Genomic DNA, 26013 nt, shown 5'->3' on the forward strand with positions numbered 1-26013 from the left:
CGCACCCCGCCGCGCAACGGTTTCGGGGGACTGGTCCTGATCGCGGCGAACAGCGTCGGCCTGGCTCTGGTCGCGGCGACCGCGACCGCGGAAGCCGTCCCGGTTCCGGCCGCCCACATCTCGAACACCCCGTTCAACCTGCCCTACGAGGAGGATGAGTGACCACGATCAGCGAGCCCATGCCGTACGTCGACCTGCTCGCCCTGGTCGGCGAGACCAATCGATGCCCCGGCGGCAAGCGGGCCATCTCCCGTCTCGCCCACACGATGCACCTCGGCCCTCGCCACCACGTGCTGGAGGTCGGCTCGAACACGGGGTTCACCTCGATCGAGCTGGCCGCGCTCACCGGTTGCCAGGCGGACGGGATCGAGGTCAACCCGGCAGCCGTCGCCGAAGCCAACCGCGCCGCCGCCCGCTTGCCGGCCCACATCGGTGAGCGGGTCGCCTTCCACACCGGCGACGTCCGTGCCCTGCCCTGGGACGCCGACACCTTCGACGCCATCGTGTGCGGCGGAGCGCTCGGCTTCGTCACCGACCGGCCCGCGGCGTTCGCGGAGATCCGCCGCGTCGTACGCCCGCTCGGCATGATGTCGATCACCCACCTGTACTACCGCAGCACCCCACCCCCCGAGCTGTCCGGACGCCTCGCCGACATCCTCGGGTTCACGGTCCCGGTCTACGGGTGGGAGCAGTGGCTGAGCGACCTGGCTCCGGACGGCTGGGAGATCTACCACCTGGACCGAAGGCCCATGGCCGCCCGGCCCGCGCACGTGGTCGACGCCTACGTCGACGCCCTGACCGGCACCCCCCGAATCGAAGCGCTGCCGGGCGAGGAGCGTGCCCGGGTTCGCGAGCAGTGGCGCGAGGTGAGCCACCTGTTCAACTCCAACCATGCGCACCTGGGGGTCATGGAGCTCGTCCTGCGCCGGCCGATGCGCGACGACGTCCCGGAGCAGCCGGAGCTGTTCATCGAACCGGGAGCGTACGACCCCCACTTCGAGCACGGGTTCGTTCCCCTGACGGAATCGGAGACGATCTGATGACGACCGCCACCAGCATCCCGCCGTTGTGGTCGGATCCCGGCCGGTACCTGGACCTCATGGACTCCCCGTGGGGGCGCACGTTGGTCACCATGCAGGACGCCCTGTCCTACGCCACCGCCCGTTTCTGGGCGGACCGGCGCGTGTCGACCCTGCACCTGCCGGTGACCACCGGGGCGGTCTCCTCCCCGATGGGTCTCGGCTCCGACTCCCAGCCGGTCAAGGCCCGCATGTTCGGCAAGGACGTGTACCTCGCGGACAGCATGCAGTTCACGCTGGAGTACGGGTGCCGCATGGCCGGCTCGGGCTGCTACTACCTCATGCCGTCCTTCCGCGGCGAGGACCCCGACAACAGTCACCTTTGCCAGTTCTTCCACAGCGAGGCAGAACTGCCCGGCGGCCTGGACACCACCATGGCCACGGTGGAGGACTACATCCGCCACCTGGCCCGGCACCTGCTCACCGCCTGCCCGGACACCGTCCGCGCCGCGGCGGGCACGGTCACCCATCTTGAAGAGATCGCCGACGGCCACGGCCCGTTCGAACGGATGACGTTCGACGCGGCGGCCCGGCTGCTGGGCCACGACCCCGACCTGATCCGTACCGGAACCGCGCCCGGCCGGCGCCCCTGGCGCACGCTCACCCGCCGGGCCGAGCGGCTCCTCATCGAACGCTGCAAGAGCCCGGTCTGGGTCACCCACTACGACCACCTGGCCGTGCCCTTCTACCAGGCCTTCGCCGACGACAGCCGGCAGAGCGCCCTCAACGCCGACCTGCTGTTCGGCCTCGGTGAGATCGTCGGCGCGGGGGAGCGGCACATCAGCGCCGAGCAGGTGCGGGCCGCGCTCGCCCTGCACCACGTCGGCGAGGACTCCTACCTCTGGTACCTCGCGATGCGCGAGCGGCGGCCGCTGCATACCTCCGGCTTCGGGATGGGGGTCGAGCGGTTCCTGATGTGGGCGCTCGACCACCATGACATCCGTGACCTCCAGATCCTGACCCGCGTCAACGGGCAGGACTGCGTTCCCTAGGCGGCCGCGCTCGTCCGGCCGAGTGCCGCCGTGGCCTGCTGCACACTGCGCAGTGTCCATGGCGGACAGGCGGCATCCAGCTCCAGGGCGGGCAGCGTCACCCACCGGATGTCCGCCACCTCTTCCGGTGAGGCGATCACCGGTCGGGCGCCCTCGGGGAGTTCGCCGGCGAGGACCACGTTGATGACGGGACTGCCGGTGTCCGTGACGAAGAACGCGGACTCCGCGTAGGACAGCTCCACTCCGTCCAGGTCCACGCCGATCTCTTCCAGGACCTCCCGGCGGGCGGTGTCGGTGATCACGTCACCGCCCGGAGTGTCCGCGTCGACGGTCCCGCCGACCAGCGACAGGGTTCCCGCCGCGTGCTCCTCCTTCAGCCCGCGCACGATCAGCAGCCATTCATCGCCACGGCGCAGCGCCACGTCCACATTGACCGAATACCTCACGGCTCCTCCTCCAACCGGTCCCGCACGAGGGCCCGATGGTAGCGGCGGAGCCGGTGCCGGAGGTGCACATATATGCCGATCTCAGCCAAGCCCGACCGGTACGGCTTCTTCGCCTTCGACGGGGGCCTGCTTCACCAGCTGTCGGACGCCTACGGCCTGGGGCCCCTGACCGGCTTCCGGCCGGTTCTTCTCGACGGCGATCACGTCACCCTCATCGACATCCGATCCCAGACCAGCCGCAAGATGGTCATCGAGGCCGCCGACGGATCCCGCCTCTTCCTCAAGCAGATCCCCTGGTACTGCGAGACGGACACCCTCACGCTGGCCAGCGCCTGGCAGACACAGGCCACCGACGCCGGTCTCCCTGTCCCCCGGATCCTGCGCACCACCGAGGGCAGCGCCTGGTACGACATCGGTGGCTCATCGTTCACCCTCACCGACTACGTTCCCGGCCGCCGCTACGCCGGCACCCCCCGCGACCGCGCCCAGGCCGGCCACACGATGGCCCTGCTCCACTCCACCCCCGCAGAGGTCCCCGCAGGTCCCGCCGAGGACGTCTTCGCCGGCGCCCTGGAACACATCGCCCTCACCCCCGACCTCACGCCCGTGCCGACGGCCGCGCTCGACCTCATGCGGCACGCGGTCCACTCCTGGACCGCCCAGGCGGCTGCGGCGGGCTGGGGATCGCTGACCGGACAGCTCACCCATGGGGACACCAACCCCTGGAACCTCATCTACACCGACACCTCGGCAGCCCTGATCGACTTCGACAACGCCCACCGGGGCCCCAGCCTTCGCGACGTCGCCGAAGCCGTCCTGTCCTTCTGCGCCGTCCGCTACCGCCAGGACACCACCAACTTCGCCCCCTGCGTACCCGGCCCGGTCGACCGCGACCAGGCCGCCGACATCCTCACCGCCTACACCCGGATACGAGACCTCACCCCGCAGGAGCGGGCCTGCCTGCCGCCGGCCGCCGGCGCGGTCGCGGTGGGACTGGTCTGCCTGGGCCTCATGCGCGGCGACTACCCCCAAGACCTCGCGCACAGCCTGGCGATGTGGGCCACCGCAGTTCCCGACGACATGACCGGCCTCCTGGCGGAGGCGTGCCCGTGACGGCTCTCCTCCGACCGGCCGCACTCGCCCCCGGCGACACCCTCGCGTTGGTCACCCTCTCCTCCCCGGGTCCCGCCCACCACCCCGACGCCTACGCCCGAGGCATCGCCCACCTGCACGCCGCGGGCTTCCGCACGGTGACTACACCGACCACGACCGGCCGCGCCGGTTGGACGAGCGGAACCCCCCGCCAGCGCGCCGAAGACCTGAACGCCGCCTTCGCCGACCCCGCGATCAACGGAATCCTCACCACCATCGGCGGCAACCACACCGCACAACTTCTGCCCCACCTGGACTGGGCCACGATCGCCGCCAACCCCAAAGTGCTGTGCGGGTACTCGGACACCACCGTCCTGCACCACGCCATCCACCACATGACCGGCATGGTCAGCTTCTACGGGCCCGCGGTCATCCCGCAGTGGGGCGAACACGGTCACCCCTTCCCCTACACCGCCGGCCACTTCCACACCGTCACCACGAGCACCACCGGGCCCGGCCCCGTTCCGGTCTCCGGCTACCTCGTCGACGAGGACCACCGCACCGCCCAAGCCGCCCACAGGGCCCGAAAGACACGCCCGGCGCCGCCGCGCCTGGCCCTGCGCCCCGGCCACGCCCTGGGACCGCTCGCCCCGTTCTGCCTGCCGTCCATGCGGCTCCTCACGGGGACCACGTGGCAACCGGATCTGAGCGGCCACATCCTGCTCCTGGACCTGAGCGATCACGCCTACCGCCCCGAGGACTTCGACGCCGACCTCACCCACCTGCGACAAACCGGCCTGATCCGCGACCCGGCCGCCGTCGTCATGCTGCGCACCCCAACCCGTCAGGACGCCACCGCCTACGCCCACGTCCTGTTCACGCACACCCGCGGCGGCTCCTACCCCGTACTGATCGGCATGGAGGGCGGCCACGTCGACCCCATGCCGACCTATCCCCTCGGCGTGGCCGCCACCCTCGACAGCACCACCCTGACGATCACCGAACCGGCCGTCATCCCCAGGGAGGACCGACATGGCATCTGACCCGCCGCCCTTCGCGATTCCGGCCGTCATCGTCTGGAGCGGCAAGGGAGGCGTCGGGAAGTCCACCGTGGGCGCCGCCGTCACCCGCGGCCTCAAGACGCACGGCGCCCGGCCCGGTCACTTCGACGCCGACCTCACCGGCCCCTCCGCCCCCGCCCTCTTCGGTGTCGACGGCCGCCTGCGCGTCGCCGGCCAGCGCATCCAACCCGCGATCAGCGCGGGCATCCCCGTCGTGTCCACCGGCCTCCTCGCCGACGCCGACCGGCCCTTCATCTGGCACGGACCACTCCTACGCGGCGCCATGCACCAGCTCCTGCACGACACCGACTGGGGCCCCCTGGACGTACTCGTGGTGGATCTGCCCCCGGGCACCGGCGAACCACAGCTCGCCGTACTGACCGAACTCGACGTCGTCGGGGCCGTCATCGTCACCACCCCCCACGAACTCGCCCTCCTCGACGTCCGACGGTCCCTGCGCATGCTCGAAGAAGCGTCCGTACCGGTCGTCGCCATCGTCGAAAACCTCGCCGAAGCGATCTGTCCTTCCTGCGCCCACTCCTGGCCGCCGTTCCCCGGCACGGCCGGCGAGAGCCTGCACGCGCTGCTGCCCGACGCCCGCCTCATCCGCCTGCCCATCGACAGCCAGGCACCCGCGATCGACGCCGACGGCAACACCGACGCCGCCCTCATCCGCCACCTCACCGAAGCCGGCCTCTACCGCGACCTCCTCGCCCTCCTCCCCACGCCCTGACCACGACGAAAGGACCCACGTGCCCCGCATCGACCCCCGCGTCATCGCCCACTACGAAACCCACGACCAAACCGACCGGCTGCACGCCACCGCCACCGGCCGCCTCGAACTCACCCGCACCCAGCACCTCCTGCGCCGCCACCTGCCGCCCGCCCCGGCCCGCGTCCTCGACGTCGGTGGCGGACCCGGCATCCACGCCCGATGGCTGACCGACCAGGGCTACACCGTCCACCTGATCGACCCCGTCCCCCACCACCTCACACAGGCCGGCGCACACGCGAGCTGCACCACCGAACTCGGCGACGCCCGCCGCCTCACCGCCCCCGACAACTCCCACGACGCCGCCCTCCTCCTGGGCCCCCTCTACCACCTGCCCGACCGGCACGACCGGATCACCGCACTACGGGAGGCGCAGCGCGTCGTACGCCCCGGCGGCCTGATCGCCGCCGCCGCCATCAGCCGGTACTCGCTCCTCCAGGACCACGGCACCGTCACCAGCCTGACCGACGAGGACGTACGTCGACGCCTCGGTACGCGCCTGGCCAGCGGCTACCAACCCGAGCCCGACGCCGACCCCACCGGACTGTTCACCGCCGCCCACTTCCACACCGGCGACGAACTCCTCGCCGAAGCCACCGAAGCCGGTCTGACCGATGCCGTGCTCCACGGAATCGAAGGCCCTGCATGGGCAATCCTCAAAGGGATCGAGCGACACACCGGCGAATCGCCCGGCGACCTGCTCGCCATGGCGCTCGAAGCGGCCCATCTCGCCGACCCGCACCCGGCCACCGCCGACATGTCCGCCCACATGCTCCTCCTCGCAACGGGCGGATGACGAACCGCCCCGGTCGGTCGCCTTCCAGTCCTCAATATCGAAGACGCCCACCATCAACGAACAGCTCGTCGCGGCCGCCGCGGTCGTGAGGCCCCGGGAGTCGCGACCAGACCAGGGGACGTGCAGCATGGCCTCGGTCCAGGCGAAGGGCCCGGCCCCCTCATGGAGGGGAACCCTTGCCCTCTCTGTCTCACCAGTCAGGGTGCCTTCAGCAACAAGGTGTCATGCGGTGGGTCCGCGACGGCGCCCCGGGTCGATGCCCTTGCGACGTAGATGCGACGGCTGCTCGGTGTTGTCCTGCCGCTTGCGGGGTGAACCGCCGGCGGGGGGCTTGCGCACGCCTGTGGACCTCAGCCGTGCGGCCGAAGCCGACGGCCGGGGCGCCGGAGCGGAAGTGCTGCTGATGCTCATGTCGCCCTCTACGCTGCGGTGCTGCATGGCCGGAGCGTGCGGGCCCGGCTGGGGCGTCCCTGCCCAGGCCCCGCGGTCGATCTCGATGAGGCCGGTCAGCAGCCCTTCGGAGTGCAGTCGTTCGGCATTGGTGCGGGCCACCGAGAACGCGGAATCGGGTTGGTCCGGTGGGTACAGAGCGCGAATGAGAGGCTCGGGGGCCATACGGCCCCCGTAGCTGTCGGTGCCCTCGTCGAAGCGCGTACGCCCCAGCTCCCAGCGCAAGGCGTTCTGTTCCAGGGAGGTTCGCATCGGTACCTCCACGCTCATCACCACGCGGTCCGTGTAGCCCTCGCGCGCCAGATTGCCGAGCATGGACGCAGTCCAGTCGAAGTCCGCCATCACGCCGTCGTACAGCAAATTGAAGCCCTCCGACCGAGCCCAGCTTTCGAAGGCGTCGCGGAGGAAGGAGCTCTCACGATGGACCAGAGGAGCCAGCTCGGCGGGCGCCAGCCGCAGGCCCCCCGGCAGGACATAGGCTTCCGCAGGCAGGGTGGGAGCGCCCCCGTGGCGGAGGATCGCTTCCTTGAAATTGTCGGGGTCCAGGACTACGTACTCGGCAGGGTCCACCCCATGCGCCTGGGCCAAGGCCTGACCGAGCTCGGTACCGTCGCCCTGTCGTGCGCGCAGCAGGGTCTGCGCCTGCCCCTTGCCGGCACCCGGCGGTCCCGACGTCAGTAGCACCGCCTTGGCGCCGCGAGGCAGGCCCGCGCATTTGTCCTTGGCCTCTTCCAGGATGACCCGGTGGAACCGCAGGCGATCCAAGGTCCACGAGCCGCCGACCTGATGCCGCCCGTAGGTGTCCGACGGGCCGGTGGCCAGGTCGCCCTGGGTGAAACGGTCTTGCAGGTGCTGGTAGACACCTCGGTACTCCGGCTTCAGAACGTCCATCAGGCCTCCCCCCTCCGCCTCGGCGTCGTCAGGGCTGCTGCCGACGCCGGGTGATTTCCTGGTAGTCGGCCTCGGTGATCTGGCCGTTGAGGAGTGCAGTCGCCAGCACGTCCGAGGTGTTGTCCTGGTGGGTCGGCAGGGTGTGGGCGGGATCGAAGGCGGTCTCCTCCAGCGGCCATGCCGCGACAGTCTCGATCATCTCCGCCCGGGCGATTTCGCCCTCCGCGTAGCTGGCGAGGTAGGCGCGCAATGAAGCCATCAGATCATTCCTTCCATGTTCATGATCTTGGGGATCAGTCTGCCAGGAGTGCCGCGACGGTCCGGCGGGGCCTCGTCGCTTTCGGCCGGCCGGGCACGGTATGCGAAGAGGCGCCGGCCGGGGTTGCGGCGTCCCTGGTTCACCCTCAACATACCCCGGATCTCACCTCTTAAGAGGTGAGATCCTCTAGGCTGTCGTCATGTCCGCACAGGCCGCAGTAGCCGAAGTCCCCGCGCCCGCAGCTCCGTTGCAGGCCGCTCCCGACCTGCCGCTCGACTCCATCGGTGAGCTCGGAGTCGCCGTCACCACCGCTCTCGTGCACGCGTGGAACGCGGTACGTGAGCGGCATCCCGATGTACCGGAAGCGATCATCACCATGGCAACCGGGGGCCGCGAGAGCTCAGTCAAGCTCGCGCACTTCTGGAGAAGCAAGTGGGCTGCCCGCGAAGGGGAGGATCGCCACCACGAGGTGTTCGTCACCGCCGAAGCACTCTCCGGAGGAGCCGCCAAAGTCATCGGCAGCCTGGTGCACGAAGCCGCCCACGGGCTGTGCCTCACCCGCGAGATCGACGACTGCTCGGTCAGTCAGTACCACAACAAGCATTTCAAGAAGGCGGCCGCCGAGCTGGGGCTCGTGCAGCGCGAAGGGGTCGAACCCAACGACAGGAAGAAGTACGGATACGCGTTCACGGACCTTGGCGAGGAGGCCAAGAAGGTGTACGCCGACCACATCGCCGCCCTGGACGCGGCAATCAAGGCCACCCGCAGGCCTGACCCGCTCGCCATCCCCACCTCTCGATCCCGCAAGAAGCGAGACACCGCCGCCGCCAGCGGCAACGCGACTGGGGAGGGCGAGGTACCGCCACCCCGCGCGGACAAGGAGGACCGCAACTACACCAAGGCGATCTGCGCCTGCGACCCGCCCACAGTCATTCGGGTCTCGCCACGCACGCTCGACAGCCGCAAGATTCTTTGCGGCGACTGCAAGACCGCCTTCACGCAGGAAACAGCGCCCGCTGACCGCCGCGGCAGCGAGGACAGTGACGAGTAGAACCTCCCGCCATGGCCCTGTTCTCGTATAGCTACGGTCAGGTGGCGTGTAGCGCTGTGTGGTGGTCAGTGAACATGCGGCGAGGCGTCGGAAAGGAACCGGTCAAGTCCAAGGCGGGCCTTCTCTCCTCGTCCCGCGCGGTCTTGCTCATCGTGCGCCACATGGATTTCGGTTGTGGCGTCTAGAGCCTCCTGCGCTAACTGGCCCAGGTCGGAATCACCACAGATGAGGCGGACTCGGCATAGCGCCGCTGTAGCTTCCGCCCGCCGCTGGTAGGAGGCTTCACGAGCGCTGATGAATTGAGGGCTGTTCGGATCGGCTTGTTCCAAATGCCAGCGGTCGTTCTGACTCCGGCGGAAGTCGGTGAGAGCCGCTGCGAAGGCGCTGTAAGCGGCTACCCGTTCGTGCCAGAGCTGTTGGTTTCGGGTGAACCGTTCGGCCTGCCGGGCCATGCCTCGTTGGAACACGAAGGTGAGGGTGGAGCCAGCCAGCGTCGCGAAGACGGCAATGAGGCTCGTAAGCGCGGCATTCATGTTTTCAGGATCCTCCGCTGAAGCGTATGGAGGTAGGGGTCGGCGTCGAACCGGACCGGTCCCGATACCCAGTGCCGGGCGATCCAGCGGGATAGACCGCCTTGCAAGCTAAGAGGAACGAGGCTTGGGACGGTCCGCAGCGCTAGATACCACCTGACCGTAGCTATACGAGAACAGGGCCGCCATCGCACCGCGGCCCCCTCGGAACCCTCCGGCGGGGCCGCCGTGCGCGTTACTGCTGCGGGGACCTCGGGAGGGAGCCTCAGGTCGGCTCGACCACGGTGTCGCGCCGGTCGTCCCAGCGCGTGCAGTGGGTGGTCTCGCGACCGTCGCCCTGCCACCGGACGGTGATCTGCCACGACGGCCACGACCCCGGCGGGCGGTCCCGCTCGATGTCGAGGACCTCGTAGGCCTCCCCGTTGGCGCCGACGCGGTAGTGGCCGCCGATCCGGCGCGGGCCGACCTGGAGGTTCACGAACTCCGCGTGCGTGAGCTCGTAGCCCTCCTCGTGGTCACCCAGCGACTCGGCGGCGGTGTCGCAGCCGCACTCGGTGCAGCCGCCGTACCGCTGCGGGCTGACGGTGCCGCAGGTCGCACACGTCACCAGCGGCTCACCGCAGTCGTGACAAGCGTCGTAGTGCGGTGGATTGCTCGCGCCGCAGGTGCAGGTGGACGCCCGCCGCTCCCGCAGCGCGATGGCGACGTCTTCCTCGTATGTGCCCATGGGGGCTCCTCTCGTACGGGCCGGGGTGGTCCCGACTCGGATGGTGGCCTTTCTGGCCAGACAAAACGGATCAGACGGAGCGGAGGCGGCGCAGGGCTCGCGCCGGCGGCGGGTTGCCCGGGTCAGGCCAGTCGTCGGCCGACAACCCGTAGGACGGCGGATCCCAGTGGGCCGGGGCGTAGTGGCGATACACCGCTTCCCACGGCGCCTTGAAGTACGCGGGCAGCAGCCCGCCGTGGTTCGGGATCGGTTCGGGCGCGGCCGCGTTCTGCTCGCGGACCTGCTCCGCGACCCGTTCGGCGTGCTCGACGTGCCGCCGGCAGAACCACCGTGCGGTCGTCCAGCCGGTGCGCGGGTCCAGCTCCAGCACCTTGTGGTGGGAGTCGGCCCCGCACACCCCCTGCGCGTTGCGGAAGTCGGCTGGCGGCGGGCTGAACCGCGCGGCGGCGGCATAGACCGGGGAGGGCGAGTCACGAGGCCACAGCGGCACCGCGTTCTCTTCGGGCCCGGTGACGGTGATGTGGGGCCGGTAGACGTACGGGCGCAGGCGCGGAGCCTCGCAGCCCGGAGCCTGCCCCGGGCCCCAGTCGCCCGCCGCGTCGGGCGGCTCGTAGCGGGGCGCGTCGTCGGCGACCAAGGCGTCGAACCGAGGGCGACCCGTTCCCGAACTCCGGCCCAGGGCCCGTGCGGCGATGCTCAGCACCCGCCCGGGCTCGTCCGGGGCGATGAAGAGGGCATACGCCACGGCGAGCAGGAGCTCCCGCGCCGGCGGGGCGGCCCGCCGGTCGCCGTAGATCCGGTGAGTGGTCTCCGCGTACGTCGCCGCCCGGTCCAGGCGCGGTACGTCGGTGGCCGGGCTCACCCGAGGACAGGCCGCGCGTGGATCGGGATGTGGATCTCCCCGCCGCCGCAGTCGAAGTCGACCCACTCGTGCTCGGGGGCGAGCACCCAGCCGTTGTCCGTCGCCGCGCGCACGGTCTCCCGGACCGCCTCGGTCCTGCTGGTGTAGTCCCCGAGGTTCACGGACGCGAGCGGCATCCCGAGGTCGGAGGTGTAGGTGTCCACCGACGCCCCCCACGTGTCGGCCTCGATGTGCATGATCAGGAGGTGCGTGGCCTCCAGACCGGCGCGGGCGGCGAGCCCGAGGTAGAGGACGTGATCGGTCTGCATCACCAGCCCCTCGTAGTGGGGGAAGTAGTTGCCGAGGTCCTCGTGTGCCTCCTCGTCGCCCTCCTGCGCCTTGCGCAGTACGGCGACGGCATCCGCGATCCGCTCGGGGGCAAGGACGTCGTCGGTGGACGTGGTGACTCCTGTCGGGACGGGTTCGATGTGGTGCACGGAGGTGAAGCCCTCTCCGAGCAGGACGTCCGGGGTGGCCACTCGCGCGAGGCCGTGCTGCCAGCGCAACGTGTCCTCGGGGACGCGCCGGTCGGCCGACCGCAGCGCGTTGCGAGCCAGGCAGATGTCGAGGTGAGGCAGGAAGAGCAGGGCGACGACGGGGCGCCCGAGCCGGCGGGCCCGCTCCACCAGTCCGGACCGCACGTGGGGCTCCACGTTTGTGGAGTCCAGGAAGACCGTCGTCCCGGCGTTCAGGTGCTGCTCCAGGAGGGCATTCTGCCGTTCCACGGCGGCCGGGGTGACGGACTGGTCGCCGGCGTCGCCGCCGATCTCACGCCTCAGGGAGTCGAGGCAGACCACGGCGTCGACCGCCGCCGTCTGGGCGTACGTCGACTTGCCCGAGGCCCCGGGGCCGACCGCGACCAGCAGCGTGCCGGGGACGAGGTCGAGAGCCGGGATGACCAGGAAGCGCGTTGTCGCCGTCTCCAGGCCGAGGTCGACGTCCTCGGGGTCGTCCTGGGCGGCCCATTCGGCGGTCGCTTCGATGTCGACCTCCCCGGTGCCGTGGTAGATGGTGACGCCGCCGTCGGCGTCCGTCTCGGTGTAGGACGGGAGGTCGGCGTCACGGTCCGGATCGGCCGTGCCGTAGGTCCGGCGCTGGCAGGACGGGCAGCGCCAGACGGTCTCGCCCTCCACCTGGAACGGCTCCGTCGGGCCCGAGCAGGCCGGGCACCCGGGCGGGGAGAGGAGGAGCCCGGGCCGGGTGGAGCCCAGTTCGAGGACCGACCAGCCGTGTTCCCGCAGGAGGTCCGCGTAGGCGGACACGAGGACGTACTCCTCGGCCTCGGCGTCGGCGAACGTGAGGCCGTTCAACACGCTGGGGAACGGGGTGCGATGGCTTACGCGGACCTGCCCGTGGCCGGGTGCGCCGGGGGAGCACAGGAATCCGGCGACGGCCACCTTGCGCGTGCGGTCGAACCGCGCGGCCGGGTGGGAGGCCAGGAGCAGAGCCCGCGCGGCAGCGGTGAGCGCGTCGTCGGGTTCGGGCGTGCTGATCTGGCGTGTCATCCCTGCACTTCCTTGGACGTCTGGTCGGCGGGCGGGGCCGCTTCACCGTCGTACGTGGCGTTGTCGTCGTCGGTCAGGCGCTGGAGAGCCACCCGTACCGGGACGTCACGGTCGAGCGTGACCGCGTCCAACAGGGGCCGGTGCAACGCGTCGTACCCGGCCATGTAGCCGCGGTGGTAGCGACAGAAGTCGTCGACGGCTTCCCCGCAGGTGAGGCAGTTCTCCCAGTCGGCGGTGTCGCACGGCTCGATCTCCACCCGGTGCTCCGGGTCGGAAGACGGCAGCGTGAGCGCGGCCTCGGGGCGGCTGACGCCGAGTTCGCGCAGCGGCCAGTCTCCGGGCAGGTTCCGCACCTTCAGGGCGAGCGCGGCCGCGACGGCGGGCTGATGCGCGGCCAGCCGGCGCCACAGGTCGTCGGCGGTGACCATCGGGTCGTGGAGTGTCACAGTGCCGCTCCCTTGGCCGCCGGGCGGATCAGCACAGCGTTCGTCCGCTCGTACATCCGCTGGAGGTACTCCTCCGGGTCGAAGGCCGTGGAGGCCTTCAGCTCGGCGCCCGGCAGGGTCCAGTCGGCCAGGTCGGCCACTTCGCGGGCGGCGCGCAGGGCGTCGTCCTCGGTGGGGAAAGCGACCATGGCCCGGCCGTCGTGGTGTCCCAGCTGCCACGGGTGGGTGACGCCGTCGCCCTCGGCACGGAACTCCGCCGGGAGTTCGTACACCCGCAGGCCCGGCACCGGCTCGACGGCCGACACGGTGGTGTCGACGGTGGTGTCGAGGAAGCGCAGCGGGTGGGCCACGACCGGCAGTCCGGGGTCCTGGTCGGGGTCCACGGAGGGGTGGGTGAAGCGCACCCACTTGCCCAGGGCCCGCGCGTAGCGGATCTCGGAGGTGGTGGACTCCCCGACGTAGTCACCTACCACGAGGATCTCGTCGGCCAGCCGGATCTTGGCCCGGTGCAGCTCGTCGAGCCGGCGCTTGAGGTCCTCCGCGTCCGCCGAGTCGCCCCACAGCGCGTGCGGCTGCTTCATGTCGCAGCCCGGGCGGACGACGATCCGGCCGGCGGCGGTCTCCTGGAGGTCCGCCTCGGTCATCGCGTTCATGAAGCGGGTGGAGCCGCAGATGGCGACGATGACCGGCAGGCCGAGGCCTCGCTTCGCGGAGACGAGGTGACGCTCGGGGGTGAGTAACTGCGGGTGTGACATGGGCCGTTCTCCTCTACTTGGGGTTGAAGATGCTGTGGAAGGCGTCGCGGAAGACGGCCACGTTCTCCGAGGTCATCCGGTAGGCGATGGCCTTCTCCCAGCTGGTGTGGTTGGGGTCGTAGTGCGGGTAGATCGGGGCGTCGAGCCCTGCGGGCCACCACTTCCGGCGCTCTCCGCGGCCGAGGGCACGCGACAGGGCGATGGTCGGGCCACGGAGCTTGCCGTCGAAGTGCTCGCGCAGCTTCTCGGCGCTCTTGTCGCCCTCGGCCTCAACGACGAGCCGGGCGAAGGTGAGCGCGTTGGCTGGCAGTGAGGCGAGGAACTGGACGGCGCGCTCGACGTTCCACGCGGTGTCGGTCGTGACCGCCAGTTCCTCGCGGTGCTCGGCGAGCAGTTCGAGCAGCTTCCGCTCGAAGTCCGGGGAGGCACCTTCGATGGTGATCTTCACGAAGGCCTCCGGTGAATTCTTGCCCGGTTCTTACTTTGGTTCTGCATGGGAGGAGCATGCCGGAACCGGGGTCAGCCCGTCCAGACCCGGGGAGAATCTGGCTAGAATTCTGCACGAACGAGTGAACGGGCGCCCCCGCAGAGCGAGTTGAGCGATCTGTGCGCCGCGCGAAAAGGGGCCTTGAGCTGAGTGTGTTCCAGCTCAAGGCCCCTGGGGACGCTGTGGCGGTTCTCAGTCGGCCTGGGGCGCCAGCGCGCTGGCGAGATCGGCGCCGAGGCCGTAGCCGGGGCTGTCGTCGAGGAGTTGCCTGCGCTTGTTGTAGCGCTGGGTGGTGCGCGAATCCTTGTGGTCGGCCCAGCTCTGCACCTTGTCCGGGCGAGCGTCCGGCTTGGTCAGGGCGTGGGTGATGCCGTCGCCCTTGGCGCCGTGCGGGCCGCGTACGGGCAGGCCCGCGCGCGGGGCGAGCGCGGCGCACAGCCGCCAGACGGCCGGTTCGTCGAGCTGGGCCCCGGTGGACGTGCAGAACAGCCACCCCTCGGTGCGGCCGCTCGTGGACATCATCTCGGCCATGAATCGGGTGCTGCCGCAGATCGCGTCGATGACCGGCAGGCCGCGGTCGTGCTTGGCTGAGGCGAGTCGCTGGTCAGAACCCCGTCACGGCGGGGTCTTGGAGCCAGTTAGGGTTCCAGCCCTCATCCACGAGCTCGGTTGCCCATTCCCAGTTCCAACCGCCGTAGGTGAACTCCGTAGGCCATCTCTTTGGCTCGGGGGCTTCAGCCCAGGCAAGTATCAGAGCGATCACTTGGAACCTGTCGGGGTCGGGAAGCCAGAACCATTCGCCTGACAGCCGGGACTCGCGGAGCGCATGGTGCAGCGTCCCCTCCCAATCGCCGTCCACGGTGAGTACGACTTCCAGGCGGCTGGGGTTTCCGGTTTGCAGGGCTGCAAGCCGCTGTAATGGAGGTTGGTTGGTCCGACCGATCTTGACGGCGTCGTGTCCGTCCATCGCTATGAGGTAGGTCTGGACGGTGCCGGAGCTCAACATGGTGGCGACACTAGTTGCTGCCTGTGACAGTTTGATGGAGACCAAGATCGGTGTACGGACTGAGCTGGCGATCCATCCTCGGTACGCCTGACCTGGCGTCAGGCGTCATAAGTCAACGCGCTGGCGACATCGGCGGCCAGACTGTAGCCGGGGCTGTCGTCAAGGAGTTCCCTGCGCCGGTTGTAGAGCTGGGTGGTGCGGGAGTCCTTGTGGTCGGCCCACTGCTGGACCTTGTCCGGCCGGGCGTCCGGCTTCGCTAGGGCGTGGGTGACGGCGTCACCTTTCACGCCGTGCGGGCCGCGCAGCGGGAGCCCGGCGCGCTTGGCCAGGGACTGGAGGAGACGCCACACGGCTGGTTCGTCGAGCTGGGCGCCAGATGCTGTGCAGAACAGCCAGCCGGTCGTTCGGCCGTCGAGGTAGTCCTGGAGGGCGTCCCAGGCCACGGGAGGGATCGGCTTCTTCTTGCGGCCGCCTCCCTTGACCTTCTCCAGGAGCAGCACACGGTGCCCCTTGTCGTAGCCGAGATCTTCCACGCGGGCGTTGAGCAGGGAGTCGATGCGCAGGCAGCAGGTGTAGAGGATGAGCAGTAGGGCGTAGGCGCGTTTGCGGTATGCCGCTACCCGGTGCTCGTCGCGGGCGATGGCCACGAACCGGGCCCACTCGGCTTCGGTATAGCCGGGGGTCGGCGAGTGGTCGGGGTTGACGTATGGCCGCTGGACCGCGTCGAACGGGTTCTTCACCCCGTCGTCGCTGACCTTGTTCAGGTAGGCAAAGAACGAACTCGCTGCTGACAGGGCATTCTTCCGGGACGCGTCCGCGTACGGGGCCCCGGTACGTGCCATCTCGCCGCGCTGGCCACCGCGGACCCGGACCCAGGTCGGGGTCTGCTCCAGCCACAGCCGGAAGGCGTCCGCCAGGGCAAACTTGACCTGCATCGGATGAGCGCCGTGCTCGCGGGCGAACTCCTCGAAGGCCCTAAACCCTCGGGCATAGGACTTCTGGGTGTGCACGGACCGCTGGTGGGCGATCCACGCGGCGGCCAGGGTGGGTAGTAGGTCGTCCTCGCCGTAGACGCTGACGAGGTGGTCATAGAGCCTGCGGGCGTGCTCGGGCCACAGGTCACGCGGATCGCTGCGCAGAGTGGCTAGGACCGCGCGCGGTGCGCGGGCGAGCATCGCGTCGCTCACCGGCCCTCCCCAGGCAGGATTGCGACGGCGCCCTCCGCGTCTGCGCCGGCAGGAGCATCGGCGCCGGGAACGGGGCCCGGGCAGCCGAAGCAGAAGGTCACGTAGTCGCCGGTGGCGAGAGGGACTGACTTCACAGCGGTGGGCTGCGTGCAGCGGGGGCAGGTGCCCATCATGCTCTCGGGCTCGGGGTGGCCGAACAGGTACTGGCGGATCATCTGCTCCGCAGTGGGCACCACCAGGCCGCAGAAGTGGCAGCGGCTGGACGTCCCGTCCGTGACCATGGTCATTTCACTGCACTCAGGGCAGTGAAATGTGCGCTCCTCGTAGCCCCTCAGGGTCCCGCGCAGTCGTCGCAGGCGCTGGTCGCCGAAGGTTTGGATGCCGTCGAGTCCGACCTTGATGTGGATCATCATTTCCAAGACGACATCGTCCTCTTCGTCTATACCGAGGTTGGGCACAAGGATGTCGTCGAGGAAGCGGACCAGAAAGTCCAGCAGACGTCCCGCGCGGGCTTCGACGGCGCGGGCGTTGTGGGTCAGGCCGTAGTGCTGGAGGGCGTTGCGGTCCCGGCCGAGATCGGCGAGAGCGGACTCTTCCTTACCCGTGATGGTGACTCCGGCGATACTGCGCAGCCGTCGCACAGCTTCTTCGACGGTGCAGCTCTTGAAGTCGCCAGACTTGAAGCGGTCCGCGGTGGCGTGGCCGGGGTCGTCGAAGACCAGGCTCCAGTGCTCCTGAACAAGCCGGGCCTTGAGTAGCACCTCTGTCGCGGCGTGAAGGTGGAGCACCGCGTACTTGATGGAGCGGGGGCCGACATCCTGGGCGGTCAGGTGGTCGACGACGGAGACGAGGTAGTCGATCCCATTGCGGATCGGCGGGAAGTCGAGGTCGTGGACATCCTGACCTCGCGCCGACTTCCCTCCCGGCATGTCGGTCGAATTACCTGATTGCAGGGCATCTTGAGGCGGCGTCAGCATACCCACAGGATAACCGTAATTATCCTGTGCATTCATTCCCTGATCGCCGGCCGACCTCATTTGGTTCTTGCTTCCTCGCGTTCGGGCGGCCGGTCGATCTTCCTTATGGCCACTCGGCGAATCCTTCGCTTGCTTCCGAACTTCACAGAGAGGCTTTCTCTGTCTTGCTGCAACCTCCTTCTGTAATCACTTGCTTTGAAGCAAGTGCGAGTGGCATCGTGTTGCCTGACAGTCAATCAGCGAGGCGTGAGCTTGCGCCGAGAAGAGAGGATGCGGCATGAGTCTGGAAGAGCTGCTCACCAGTCCCCAGGTCGCAAAGCGCCTCGGGGTGACTCGACAGCGCGTCGATCAGCTCGTGGAGCTGGGACAGTTGCCGGCGCCCATGGGCGTAGCCGGACGGAACCGATTGTGGCGGGCATCCGACATCGAGCTGGCCGCCGCCAGCAGGGATGAGAGCACCGGTCGATCGGCCGCACCCGACTGGGACCGCGTACTTGCCCCCGACACCCCGTTGCGGCTGGACGTCGACGCGGTACTCACGATCCCCGGAGTCTCGTACGACGACGAACCGCAGGTGCACGTGCGGATCTGGCGCGGCCCCGTGGGAGGTACGCGACGCACGGTCGTCCTCTACGGTGCTCTCGTCGAGTCACACGGCATCATCGTCAACTGGGCCGAGACCGTGGCCCGCACCATCGCGGCCCAGCACCTCACCGTCGGCGAGGCCCGCAGCGCCTGGTGGTTCGGCTTCTGGCCCCGCGGCTTTCCTCGCCGCGTACTGAGTATCGACTACGTCTCGTTCGCCTTCCCCCGCGCCGACGACTCCGGCGGATCCGGTGGTCTGCTCGATACCCTGCTGCGCCGCGGCAGCAGGGATGCCTGGACCGGAGAGTTCGAGAATCCCATCTGGCAGCCGATGGAACGGACCGACCTCGCCCGAATTCTGGGCACCGAGCCGGACCTGGACTACCCGCCCGACACCTACACCGCCGCCGTGGTCACCGACCTTGCCGCCGGACAGCGACCGGCCGTGATCGATTTCGACCCGCTCCAGTTGGACGCCCGACTGCGTCACCTGACGAGCCTGCACGGCTACCGCCAAGCCCTGCTCTCAGGAGGCCACGACCACCCCGACCTGCCCGCTTTCGGGCTGCTCGCCCAGGGCGGACACGCCCCCGCCGCCCGCACCGCCGAGGCCCTCGCCATCGCCGTGCGCGCGCTGACCCCGGACGCGGTCGTCGCGGTCGAGGACTACCAGCGCATGACCACCGAGGACCTCGGCACGGTGCTGGTCGAACGTCGCTTGCGTCGACCGAGTACCGCCGAACAGGCCCTGCTCGACACCTATACCGGCCTGTCCGAGGACCAGCTGTCCGCCGGCGCCGTCTACCGAGCCCTGACCGAAGTACGCACCCTCACCTCCACGCTGGCCGAGCAGACCGCAACCCGCGGCCCCCACCAGGACCCGACCCTCACCGAGGCCCTCGCCGCAGCGGAGCCCGAACTCGTCAGCATCCGCCACCTCCTGGATCCCGCCCTCATCGACGACCCCGGCCCCTCCCTCCACGCCATCTCCACGCTCGGCGACGCGGAGAAGGCCTACCTCGCCACGGTCTCCTGGTGGGGCCCGGCCGCCGGCGACACCCACCGGGCCGTAGCCCTGCGGGACCACGTCTGGCAGAAGGACCGCGACGACCTGCGCACCGGGTACGACCCGTTCGGCCGGCTGGTCCTGCACAACCCCACCACCGACGCCCTCGCCGTCGAACGACCCCGTGCTCTACCCGCCACCGCGTACCCCGACGGCGCCGAGATCCTGGCCACCCCCCGCGCCATGACCGCCTTCGTCCGCCTGCCCGACGGACGATGCGACATCCTGCCCACCGACCCCCGCTACACCTACGACGACATCACCTGGGGCTACGGCGGCACCGGTCCCGAGACCCTTGCCCAGGCTCTGTCCTTCGCCGTCCTGCCCCACCCCGACCCCAAGCGCCCCCTGGCCCTGGAGGACCGTCCCCGGGTGACGCAGGACTATCTTCTGGACCTGACCAGCGAGCCGTCGCCGCCGCAGAACGACCCCCTGCGGCTCAGTGTCGGAGACCTGCGCGCCGCCGTCAGCGACCAAAGCGCGTGATCATGCCGAACGTGCTCGTCATACTGCCCGACGGCCGCACAGCCACCGTGCACAGCCACCGTGGGACCCTCTCCGCCCACGACCGCTCCGGGCTCGGCTCCGTCGAGATCCTGGAGGCCACGACGAGAGAGGGCCTGCGCCGGTCCCTGGGCTGCGCCGCAGCCCGGTATACGGCCTATTCGGACTTCATCGAGAACGCCGAAGGAGGCCTCACGGTCCAGGCGCGCGTGCTGTGCAACGAGGAGACCTGCGCTGAAGGCGCTGTACGCGCAGCCCTCCACGACCCGGTCGAGGCAAGCGAAGCCGAAGCTGCCCAAGACTGGGCTGTCGAAGCCGTGACCGCAGCCGTCCTGCGAGACCTTCCGCCCAATCCGCAGACCACTGACCTCCACGCCTGGGCCTGGGCCATGGGGCTCACCGGCGCAGGCGGTCAGCCCTATCCCGTACCGGACCTCAGCCGGGCGCTCGGCCGGCTGAACCAGGACCCCGGACCTCCGACGGCGACGCCGGAGTCCTACCCGGGGTGACCGCCCCGTCCTCTCGGGGCCGGGAACCCCGCCCTCCGCCAACGCGCAGCAGCCGAAAGCTAGGAGAAGGCAATGACCGACGACCGACACCAGCACTTCATGGACTCGAACGTCCGCCGCCCCGACGACATCCCACCCATCGTGCCCCTCACCTGGCTTGCCGACAAGCACGCCCACCACGGCGATCGGCTCCTCAACAATCTGCTGCCCGACGACTTCCCGCATGATGTCGATCGCGGAACCGCCGGCGACGCCCTGACCCTGCTTGCCCTGGGCACCGCACTGCGCCGCTCCGTCGAGCAGCACCGCGGTGTCGACATCCACCAGGCACTCACCCTCGGCGCGACGTGGGCCGAGGTGGCCCTCGCCTTGGACGTCGACACCGAACGCGCCCGCACATGGCTGCAAGCCTGGGCCGACGGACAGCGCAGTCTCTACCTCCTTGCCGAGTCCGAAGGGCACCAGCCCATGGGCCTCTCGGCCAGCCAGCACGCCGCCGTCGTCGCTCTGACCGAACGCGGTGACGGCGAGGCGCTCCCCCCGAACGCTTCCGACCCCGGCGAAGCCTCTGCCTGACCTGGCCCGCGCTACTTGCGTGGATGGCCGACGGGAAGTGTTCCCGTCGGCCCTTCCGGTGCGAGCGCCCCCATCCGCACCCGCCACCGAAGGCATCGGCCTGTAGCCGCGTCCCCCGCCAGCGTCGGTAGCGGACAACGCATGACGGGCAGTCCCGATCACATACAGGAGGGCGGGTCCCTAGTCGAACGTAGGCAGCTGGACGCCCCGGGCCCAAAGCTGCCAGGCGCCGTCACTTCGCTTCTGCCACCCGTCCGGCTCCGGCCCATGTTCAAGGAACCGCTGAAAGCGCGACTCGGCCCACTCTGCGAAGGTGGCCCGCCGGTTCGCCTCCAAGCCGGGACGGATGGCAGCTTGCATCCGCGTGCCGCCCTCGACTTGCTCAGCTAGCAGGCAGCCAGCGACCCGTCTTCCGGGGCCCACGTCGTGTCCGCTGCCGTACGGGGCGAAGGCGGCATGACAGAGCCCGGCCGGGTGACTACGGTCCCGGCCGGGCTCTGCGTGCGGGGGCGGTGCGGGGGTCAGAACTCCTTGTCGCGTAGGTCCCGCTCTTCTCGGAGCAGGTCTTCCTCGCGGCGGCGCTCAGCCTTGATCTCAGATGACCCGCGTACAGCCGATGCGGGTACAGAACTCCTTGGCCAGCTCGACGTTGTTCCCGTCGTACATCGTGATGTAGACCCGCTGGACGCCCCCTGGGACATCGAGCGTCATCGTTCCTCGGATGGTCTGGTCCGGCTCGCCCGCGGTCGCGTACGGGCTGCACTTGTCCTCTGTTCTCCAGTTGCCGTTCACCCCATGGGCGCAGACCTGGCGGAGGCCGCTCGCCCTGTGGACGGTGCCGGACACGCTGGCGCTGTACCCGTCGGTGAAGTGGATCGTTCCGGAAGTGGTGCTGTTGCCGTAGGCCATGCCGAAGGGCATGTCCACGGTGTTCACGGTGGCTTGCGCCGGCGTGGCGAAAGCGATGGCCGTCATCCCGGCCGCAGCTAACACCATCAGGGGCTTGCGCATGACTCTTCCTCTCCGTCGGACGAACAGGGGGCGAGCAGAAGCGCCCGCCATGGTACTCACCACCAAACATGGACACGTCATGCCGCGCCTGCGGGGGACGGCCTCGGGATCAATCCCAATGCCAACCACGGTCCATGGATCCCCGAAGCAGCATCTGTCACTTGCGTGGCATGAGCCCCACCGGTTGCCCTGACAGTGAATCGCGGGTCCCCTACGGCCTACGGTTCGCCTCGGGGTTGGTGCCGGGCTCGAATTCGACGGGCGCGCCTTTTCGGTGCTTCTTGAAGCCGACGATCAGCATGCGGTGGCCCATGGCCTGACTGCTGGGACCGATCCAGTCCCGCAACCCCTTCCAGTCACTCGCGTCGACCAGCTCACGGCAACGCGGGCATGCGTAGAACCTGTCCCCGGATAGGAAGCTGCCACCGAGGCCGCTGATGCCGAACTCGTTGACCTCGTAGTACACGTTGGGGCCGGAGGCGGCACAGAAGTCGCAGACCAGGGAATCGTCTGGGGCGGCGCTGACGCCGTAGGGGGCCATCGCCTCGCCGTTCAGCGATGCGGTGTCGCGCTCGGCGAGGGCAGCGAGAAGCTGGTCTGCGAGGCGCGCCAGGGCCTCCCCGCCCTCTGCCCTGCCGTAGGCCAGGAGCCGGGCGGCTTCTTCCCCGTTGCCGTTGTTGCGGGCGGCGTGCACGCGCTTTACCAGGGTGTGGAGCCACGGGCCATCGGACGGGTCGAGCTCAATACGTTCGGTCACGCGCCCATTCTTCCGCGCCACCCCACGGCGATGGTGTGAACGGACGATTGTGGCCCGAGACTGGACGGTCGGGCCGTGCCCCCTAGAGGGGGGTCCAGACCGTTGGGTCGCCGCCGCGCCAGTCGAAGTGGTCCTCGTCGTGGAGGTCGACGGTGTCGGGATCGAGGCCGGCTCGGCGGAGGAATTCAAGGACGTCGAGGGCGGAGTAGGCGCGGCCCAGGTCCTGCCCGCCGACACGGACGCGGCGACCGCCACGCCCGTCGACCGGGTGGACGACAACCCTCGGGTGCCCGGGAATGTTGTCACCTGGCGCGCAGCCGCTCATTCCAGCACTCCCAGGGCGGTGTCCGGGCGGCAGTGGATGCAGGGTGCCACGCCCTGGGCGAGCAAGGCCCGTATCTGCTCGGGGGGTGCGGGCGCACAGCGGCTCCGGGTGTCCCAGCAGTCCCCCTTGTGGATCCGGGCGGGCAGGCGGCCGACGCCGATCCCGCGCTCTATCAGCCACGCGGGCGGATCTGGAGGCGGACGCCGGCGGGCGGCCAGGGCTGCGCGTTCCTCGGCCACCGCGAGGGCCTTCTCCGCGCGGCCGAGTTCCCCGCGCAGGTAGATGACCAGGGTCGACAGGCGGGGAACGTCGGGTGGGAGCTCGGACATCAGCGGTCCTGGGCGGCCGCCTGACGGGCGGCCTTACACGGCAAGCAGAGCGGTGAGGCCCCGACTCCGTAACGGCAACATTCAGTTCCGCAGGACGCGCAGGGACCGGTTTGGCTGCGGGCCCAGGTGGCGGGCTGCGGTCTCGCGTGCGAGACGGTGGGAGTGGTCACGGCAGGCTCCTCGGAGTGGGGCGAAAGGTAGGTCTCGACGGTCATGCCGCTCGGACCCAGGTTCTACGTCGTGCCTGACGGCGCAGAGCCGTTCCGGCCGCCCGGGACCTGCCCGGCGCCGACCAGTACGGGTGAGCGTGCAGCCGGCAGGACAGCAGGATCAGGCGACGCCGGAGCGCGGTTGCCCCGGCGCCACCGGGGAGAGCGGCCAGGGCGTCGTAGGTCCGCAGCCACTCTTCCTGAAGATCCACGAGATCCGTGGGAAAGCGGAATTTCATCCCCCAAGTGAAACACGTGTTCGAATATCTCCGCCAGGTGCACCAACGTGACACGCCGGCCCCGGACAGGTGGTGCGAGGCTGGAAGAAGGGGTCGGGTTCGACCACGGAGGCGTCGTGAAGGCGACATGGAACGGCGCGATCACCTTCGGACTTGTCACGATTTCTGTCGCCGTATACCCGGCTGTCGAGTCGCACACCGTCTCCTTCCGCCAGATCCACACAGCGGACGGGGGCCGCATCCGATACCGCAAGGTGTGCGAGATCGACGGCCAGGAGCTGAGCGCCGACGAGATCGGGCGTGGGTACGAGACCGCGACCGGCACCCTCGTCGAGGTGACAGACGCTGATCTTGACGGGCTTCCGCTCCCCACGGCGAAGGCCATCGAGATCGTCGGCTTTGTGCCGGCCGAGAGCATCGACCCCATCCAGATCGGCGCCTCCTACTACCTGGGCGCCACCGGCGTGGCCGCGAAACCGTACGAGCTCCTGCGTCGCGCCCTCCTGCGGAGCAGCAAGGTGGCGGTCGCGAAGTTCGCGCTCCGGGACCGCGAGCGCCTGGGCCTCCTCCGTGTGATCGACGACGTCATGGTCCTTCACGGCTTGAGATGGCCGGACGAGATCAGATCCGCCTCCCAGGTCACAGTGCCGGACGTCGAGGTGAGCGAGCGGGAGGTCGGCGCGGCCGTCACCTTGGCCGAGACCCTGACCGGCACCGACCTGAGCGAGATGCGCGACGAGTACCGGGAAGCGCTGGAGAAGGTCATCGAGGCCAAGGCTGCCGGAACACGCCCCGCGCTACCGGAGTCGGCCGCCCCCGAGGCTTCGGCACAGGTGGTTGACCTCATGGCGATGCTGGAGAAGTCCGTCAACGACGCCAAGGCCTCCCGCGGCGACACCGCCGACGCCACCGTCCACGACCTCCCGGTCAAGAAGGCCACGAAGAAGCCCCCCGCCGGAAAGACCGCGGCAGCGAAGCCGGCGAAGAAGACCACGAAGCGGTCACCGGGCCGAAGCGCCTGAGGGCACCGACCCCGCTGTCAGACGCTTCCCTGGCCTTTCCGATGGGCGTCAACCGGCTTGCCCGTATCCCCCGTGTTCGCGATCACGCTGACCCAAACAGGTGACGTTAGCCAGCCGGTACTCGGTGAGCCGTCATTGTGGCGAAGGACGGCTTCAATCGCGGGGAGTTCAGCGTCATGATGTTCGAAACTGCAACCCTGGACATGGCTGCGATCAACTTTCCATCGAACGAGGAAATCGACGTCCTGCACGGCCCCGCACTGCGGAGAACCGTCGAAGCCGGCATCAGCGGCGTCGCGGCGGCCACCGGAAGGCCGGCCGAGAAAGTTCAGAGCAAGCTTGCCAAGTCCACCGGCGTCAAGGTCTTGCAGGCCGCGGACGACGATGACCTGAGGGAGTGCCTGCACACCCTGCGGGTGTGGCTCAACGACCCTTCCTCCAATAAGCCGCCTGTTCACCGCCCCCGAGTCCAGCGCCCGGAGGGGATCGGACAGCTTCCTGTCCCCCGTACGGTCAAGCAGGCCAGCACGGATGGCTCCTGTGGCCTGTGCGCCGACCCGATCAAGTCCGGCGATCTCGTTGGTCGAACCCGGGATCCCAAGGACAGCCGACTCCATGTACCGATGGGCTGGCTCTGTCAGCACTGCCTCTACGAGCGGCGCCACAAGCCGCGGCGGCGTGATGTGCTGCTGCGCATCTTTCATCACCTGTTCGCCGGCAGTGCAGTCGATCTGAACGCCTACGAGTGCGGCGTGCTGTTCACCTGGCTGACTGAGGAACCCGGGCTCGTGTCCTCGGAGTCGTGGCAGAAGGATCCGCTGGACTCCACCCTTGCCCGGCTGCGGACCAGCCAAGAGGAGGGCAAGGCCGGCACCTGGATCGCTGTCCCGACTGCGTGCACCATCGTTGGCGTCCTGCGGGCAGCGGAAGCGCCAGCCACAGTCTCCCCCGCGGACTCGGCCCTCCTGGATGCCATCGCGCAGCACTTCGAGGAATGGGCAACCAATCCTGAAGGAGTTGAGTCACGCAGGTACGGCAGCGGCCCCGCATTCCGCGCTCAGGTCCTGGCCGTGACAACCCATCCGACCGTGCTGTCGGAGCGTGGCGGTCCTTTCGACCTTCACCACGCCTCTCCTGTGAACGAGCAGAACTGCATGCAAGGGGTGGCAGAGGAGGAGTGACATGCGTGAGACGGCTTTCCCGTCGGCGGCCGCAGTCTGCTCCGCACCCGCAGTCGACCACGTGTTCTCTGGCATCGAGTCGGTACCGGGTACTAGCCTGAGGGCAGGCCCCGCACGGGCCCAAGCCAGCCTCAGCCCATGACTTGGGGTGCTTTGAGGCGAAGGTGCCAGGACGGTGTCCCAGCGCATCAGTGCGAGAGCGACGCCAGTTCGTCGACGAACGTCTTCCGTATGTCCGCACAGTCATACTTCCTGCTGCGTGCATCGGGTCATGGGTAACCGCTGTACGC

Annotated in this window: 29 protein-coding genes and 1 pseudogene; 12 read left to right on the forward strand and 18 right to left on the reverse strand. The window is 69.3% G+C overall.

What is annotated here, in order from left to right; genetic code table 11:
* The first annotated feature begins 158 nt into the window (after positions 1–158).
* The gene (locus NOD94_RS04800; RefSeq protein ID WP_281204423.1) at positions 159–1040 is read left to right on the forward strand and encodes a methyltransferase domain-containing protein; all 882 of its coding nucleotides are present in this window, start codon (positions 159–161) and stop codon (positions 1038–1040) included.
* Positions 1040–2071 carry an amino acid--tRNA ligase-related protein gene (locus NOD94_RS04805; RefSeq protein WP_281204424.1) on the forward strand — a complete coding sequence of 344 codons (1032 nt, stop codon included), beginning with the start codon at positions 1040–1042 and terminating at the stop codon, positions 2069–2071. Before NOD94_RS04800 ends, NOD94_RS04805 begins: the two co-directional genes overlap by 1 nt.
* Here the strand turns inward: NOD94_RS04805 and NOD94_RS04810 are convergent.
* Positions 2068–2517 carry an NUDIX domain-containing protein gene (locus NOD94_RS04810; protein ID WP_281204425.1) on the reverse strand — a complete coding sequence of 150 codons (450 nt, stop codon included), beginning with the start codon at positions 2515–2517 and terminating at the stop codon, positions 2068–2070. The genes NOD94_RS04805 and NOD94_RS04810 overlap by 4 nt on opposite strands.
* Before the next feature lie 72 nt (positions 2518–2589).
* On the opposite strand from NOD94_RS04810, the gene NOD94_RS04815 reads away from it, so the two are divergent.
* From NOD94_RS04815 to NOD94_RS04830, 4 genes are read left to right on the forward strand one after another with little or no spacing between them, the layout of a single operon-like run.
* The gene (locus NOD94_RS04815; RefSeq protein WP_281204426.1) at positions 2590–3630 is read left to right on the forward strand and encodes a phosphotransferase; all 1041 of its coding nucleotides are present in this window, start codon (positions 2590–2592) and stop codon (positions 3628–3630) included.
* On the forward strand, positions 3627–4652 hold the full coding sequence (locus tag NOD94_RS04820) for an LD-carboxypeptidase (RefSeq protein WP_281204427.1): 1026 nt from the start codon (positions 3627–3629) through the stop codon (positions 4650–4652). The genes NOD94_RS04815 and NOD94_RS04820 overlap by 4 nt, the downstream gene beginning before the upstream one ends.
* The gene (locus tag NOD94_RS04825) at positions 4642–5403 is read left to right on the forward strand and encodes a P-loop NTPase (RefSeq protein ID WP_281204428.1); all 762 of its coding nucleotides are present in this window, start codon (positions 4642–4644) and stop codon (positions 5401–5403) included. The genes NOD94_RS04820 and NOD94_RS04825 overlap by 11 nt, the downstream gene beginning before the upstream one ends.
* A gap of 19 nt (positions 5404–5422) precedes the next feature.
* The gene (locus tag NOD94_RS04830) at positions 5423–6238 is read left to right on the forward strand and encodes a class I SAM-dependent methyltransferase (protein ID WP_281204429.1); all 816 of its coding nucleotides are present in this window, start codon (positions 5423–5425) and stop codon (positions 6236–6238) included.
* A 222-nt stretch (positions 6239–6460) separates the two neighbouring features.
* Here NOD94_RS04830 and NOD94_RS04835 read toward each other — a convergent pair whose 3' ends face one another.
* Both NOD94_RS04835 and NOD94_RS04840 read right to left on the reverse strand, forming a co-directional pair.
* Positions 6461–7579, reverse strand: a complete 1119-nt coding sequence (locus NOD94_RS04835; RefSeq protein WP_281204430.1) for a zeta toxin family protein — start codon at positions 7577–7579, stop codon at positions 6461–6463.
* 28 nt (positions 7580–7607) lie between these two features.
* On the reverse strand, positions 7608–7838 hold the full coding sequence (locus tag NOD94_RS04840) for a hypothetical protein (RefSeq protein WP_281204431.1): 231 nt from the start codon (positions 7836–7838) through the stop codon (positions 7608–7610).
* A gap of 199 nt (positions 7839–8037) precedes the next feature.
* On the opposite strand from NOD94_RS04840, the gene NOD94_RS04845 reads away from it, so the two are divergent.
* Positions 8038–8889 (forward strand): hypothetical protein, encoded by an 852-nt coding sequence (locus NOD94_RS04845; protein WP_281204432.1) that lies wholly within the window; start codon positions 8038–8040, stop codon positions 8887–8889.
* 65 nt (positions 8890–8954) lie between these two features.
* Here the strand turns inward: NOD94_RS04845 and NOD94_RS04850 are convergent, their stop codons facing one another.
* The 11 genes and pseudogenes from NOD94_RS04850 to NOD94_RS04900 all read right to left on the reverse strand — a co-directional run bounded on the left by NOD94_RS04850 (position 8955) and on the right by NOD94_RS04900 (position 17410).
* Entirely contained in the window at positions 8955–9422 is a 468-nt protein-coding gene (locus NOD94_RS04850) for a hypothetical protein (RefSeq protein ID WP_281204433.1), read from the reverse strand.
* A gap of 262 nt (positions 9423–9684) precedes the next feature.
* Entirely contained in the window at positions 9685–10146 is a 462-nt protein-coding gene (locus tag NOD94_RS04855; protein ID WP_281204434.1) for a hypothetical protein, read from the reverse strand.
* A gap of 70 nt (positions 10147–10216) precedes the next feature.
* Positions 10217–11008 carry a hypothetical protein gene (locus NOD94_RS04860; protein ID WP_281204435.1) on the reverse strand — a complete coding sequence of 264 codons (792 nt, stop codon included), beginning with the start codon at positions 11006–11008 and terminating at the stop codon, positions 10217–10219.
* A complete protein-coding gene (locus tag NOD94_RS04865) occupies positions 11005–12552 on the reverse strand; it encodes an AAA family ATPase (protein ID WP_281204436.1) in 1548 nt (515 codons plus the stop codon). Before NOD94_RS04865 ends, NOD94_RS04860 begins: the two co-directional genes overlap by 4 nt.
* The gene (locus NOD94_RS04870; RefSeq protein ID WP_281204437.1) at positions 12549–12998 is read right to left on the reverse strand and encodes a hypothetical protein; all 450 of its coding nucleotides are present in this window, start codon (positions 12996–12998) and stop codon (positions 12549–12551) included. Before NOD94_RS04870 ends, NOD94_RS04865 begins: the two co-directional genes overlap by 4 nt.
* Positions 12999–13369: 371 nt before the next feature.
* Positions 13370–13753: pseudogene (locus NOD94_RS04875) on the reverse strand (hypothetical protein); the annotation flags it as partial.
* Between the two features lie 13 nt (positions 13754–13766).
* The gene (locus tag NOD94_RS04880) at positions 13767–14201 is read right to left on the reverse strand and encodes a hypothetical protein (protein ID WP_281204438.1); all 435 of its coding nucleotides are present in this window, start codon (positions 14199–14201) and stop codon (positions 13767–13769) included.
* A 231-nt stretch (positions 14202–14432) separates the two neighbouring features.
* On the reverse strand, positions 14433–14771 hold the full coding sequence (locus NOD94_RS04885; protein WP_281204439.1) for a hypothetical protein: 339 nt from the start codon (positions 14769–14771) through the stop codon (positions 14433–14435).
* A 73-nt stretch (positions 14772–14844) separates the two neighbouring features.
* Positions 14845–15246 (reverse strand): GIY-YIG nuclease family protein, encoded by a 402-nt coding sequence (locus tag NOD94_RS04890; protein WP_281204440.1) that lies wholly within the window; start codon positions 15244–15246, stop codon positions 14845–14847.
* A gap of 98 nt (positions 15247–15344) precedes the next feature.
* Complete coding sequence (locus NOD94_RS04895; RefSeq protein ID WP_281204441.1) at positions 15345–16433, reverse strand: tyrosine-type recombinase/integrase; 1089 nt, start codon at positions 16431–16433, stop codon at positions 15345–15347.
* The gene (locus NOD94_RS04900) at positions 16430–17410 is read right to left on the reverse strand and encodes a hypothetical protein (RefSeq protein ID WP_281204442.1); all 981 of its coding nucleotides are present in this window, start codon (positions 17408–17410) and stop codon (positions 16430–16432) included. The genes NOD94_RS04895 and NOD94_RS04900 overlap by 4 nt, the downstream gene beginning before the upstream one ends.
* Before the next feature lie 277 nt (positions 17411–17687).
* Here NOD94_RS04900 and NOD94_RS04905 point away from each other — a divergent pair, with 277 nt between their 5' ends.
* The 3 genes from NOD94_RS04905 to NOD94_RS04915 all read left to right on the forward strand — a co-directional run bounded on the left by NOD94_RS04905 (position 17688) and on the right by NOD94_RS04915 (position 20650).
* Entirely contained in the window at positions 17688–19547 is a 1860-nt protein-coding gene (locus NOD94_RS04905; RefSeq protein WP_281204443.1) for a hypothetical protein, read from the forward strand.
* Between the two features lie 11 nt (positions 19548–19558).
* Positions 19559–20074, forward strand: a complete 516-nt coding sequence (locus tag NOD94_RS04910) for a hypothetical protein (protein WP_281204444.1) — start codon at positions 19559–19561, stop codon at positions 20072–20074.
* A 72-nt stretch (positions 20075–20146) separates the two neighbouring features.
* A complete protein-coding gene (locus NOD94_RS04915) occupies positions 20147–20650 on the forward strand; it encodes a hypothetical protein (RefSeq protein WP_281204445.1) in 504 nt (167 codons plus the stop codon).
* 594 nt (positions 20651–21244) lie between these two features.
* Here the strand turns inward: NOD94_RS04915 and NOD94_RS04920 are convergent.
* The 4 genes from NOD94_RS04920 to NOD94_RS04935 all read right to left on the reverse strand — a co-directional run bounded on the left by NOD94_RS04920 (position 21245) and on the right by NOD94_RS04935 (position 23072).
* A complete protein-coding gene (locus NOD94_RS04920) occupies positions 21245–21661 on the reverse strand; it encodes a hypothetical protein (RefSeq protein ID WP_281204446.1) in 417 nt (138 codons plus the stop codon).
* Between the two features lie 211 nt (positions 21662–21872).
* Complete coding sequence (locus NOD94_RS04925; RefSeq protein WP_281204447.1) at positions 21873–22418, reverse strand: hypothetical protein; 546 nt, start codon at positions 22416–22418, stop codon at positions 21873–21875.
* 82 nt (positions 22419–22500) lie between these two features.
* Positions 22501–22743, reverse strand: coding sequence for a hypothetical protein (locus NOD94_RS04930; protein WP_281204448.1), 243 nt, complete (start codon positions 22741–22743; stop codon positions 22501–22503).
* Positions 22740–23072 (reverse strand): DUF6233 domain-containing protein, encoded by a 333-nt coding sequence (locus NOD94_RS04935; protein WP_281204449.1) that lies wholly within the window; start codon positions 23070–23072, stop codon positions 22740–22742. The genes NOD94_RS04930 and NOD94_RS04935 overlap by 4 nt, the downstream gene beginning before the upstream one ends.
* A gap of 564 nt (positions 23073–23636) precedes the next feature.
* Between NOD94_RS04935 and NOD94_RS04945 the strand changes: the two genes are divergently transcribed.
* Both NOD94_RS04945 and NOD94_RS04950 read left to right on the forward strand, forming a co-directional pair.
* Positions 23637–24542, forward strand: a complete 906-nt coding sequence (locus NOD94_RS04945; protein ID WP_281204451.1) for a Ku protein — start codon at positions 23637–23639, stop codon at positions 24540–24542.
* A 137-nt stretch (positions 24543–24679) separates the two neighbouring features.
* Positions 24680–25723 (forward strand): hypothetical protein, encoded by a 1044-nt coding sequence (locus tag NOD94_RS04950; protein ID WP_281204452.1) that lies wholly within the window; start codon positions 24680–24682, stop codon positions 25721–25723.
* Positions 25724–26013: the final 290 nt, after the last annotated feature.

This window comes from Streptomyces sp. Isolate_45, assembly GCF_024721315.2.
GTDB lineage: Bacteria > Actinomycetota > Actinomycetes > Streptomycetales > Streptomycetaceae > Streptomyces.

What these genes read in the sequence shown, in the direction of transcription:
- NOD94_RS04805 (WP_281204424.1), top strand. Translation starts at nt 1,040, where the DNA reads ATGACGACCGCCACCAGCATCCCGCCGTTGTGGTCGGATCCCGGCCGG.
- NOD94_RS04815 (WP_281204426.1), top strand. Translation starts at nt 2,590, where the DNA reads ATGCCGATCTCAGCCAAGCCCGACCGGTACGGCTTCTTCGCCTTCGAC.
- NOD94_RS04825 (WP_281204428.1), top strand. Translation starts at nt 4,642, where the DNA reads ATGGCATCTGACCCGCCGCCCTTCGCGATTCCGGCCGTCATCGTCTGG.
- NOD94_RS04835 (WP_281204430.1), bottom strand. Translation starts at nt 7,579, where the DNA reads ATGGACGTTCTGAAGCCGGAGTACCGAGGTGTCTACCAGCACCTGCAA.
- NOD94_RS04840 (WP_281204431.1), bottom strand. Translation starts at nt 7,838, where the DNA reads ATGGCTTCATTGCGCGCCTACCTCGCCAGCTACGCGGAGGGCGAAATC.
- NOD94_RS04845 (WP_281204432.1), top strand. Translation starts at nt 8,038, where the DNA reads ATGTCCGCACAGGCCGCAGTAGCCGAAGTCCCCGCGCCCGCAGCTCCG.
- NOD94_RS04850 (WP_281204433.1), bottom strand. Translation starts at nt 9,422, where the DNA reads ATGAATGCCGCGCTTACGAGCCTCATTGCCGTCTTCGCGACGCTGGCT.
- NOD94_RS04855 (WP_281204434.1), bottom strand. Translation starts at nt 10,146, where the DNA reads ATGGGCACATACGAGGAAGACGTCGCCATCGCGCTGCGGGAGCGGCGG.
- NOD94_RS04865 (WP_281204436.1), bottom strand. Translation starts at nt 12,552, where the DNA reads ATGACACGCCAGATCAGCACGCCCGAACCCGACGACGCGCTCACCGCT.
- NOD94_RS04885 (WP_281204439.1), bottom strand. Translation starts at nt 14,771, where the DNA reads ATGGCCGAGATGATGTCCACGAGCGGCCGCACCGAGGGGTGGCTGTTC.
- NOD94_RS04890 (WP_281204440.1), bottom strand. Translation starts at nt 15,246, where the DNA reads ATGTTGAGCTCCGGCACCGTCCAGACCTACCTCATAGCGATGGACGGA.
- NOD94_RS04900 (WP_281204442.1), bottom strand. Translation starts at nt 17,410, where the DNA reads ATGCTGACGCCGCCTCAAGATGCCCTGCAATCAGGTAATTCGACCGAC.
- NOD94_RS04905 (WP_281204443.1), top strand. Translation starts at nt 17,688, where the DNA reads ATGAGTCTGGAAGAGCTGCTCACCAGTCCCCAGGTCGCAAAGCGCCTC.
- NOD94_RS04915 (WP_281204445.1), top strand. Translation starts at nt 20,147, where the DNA reads ATGACCGACGACCGACACCAGCACTTCATGGACTCGAACGTCCGCCGC.
- NOD94_RS04920 (WP_281204446.1), bottom strand. Translation starts at nt 21,661, where the DNA reads ATGCGCAAGCCCCTGATGGTGTTAGCTGCGGCCGGGATGACGGCCATC.
- NOD94_RS04930 (WP_281204448.1), bottom strand. Translation starts at nt 22,743, where the DNA reads ATGAGCGGCTGCGCGCCAGGTGACAACATTCCCGGGCACCCGAGGGTT.
- NOD94_RS04935 (WP_281204449.1), bottom strand. Translation starts at nt 23,072, where the DNA reads ATGTCCGAGCTCCCACCCGACGTTCCCCGCCTGTCGACCCTGGTCATC.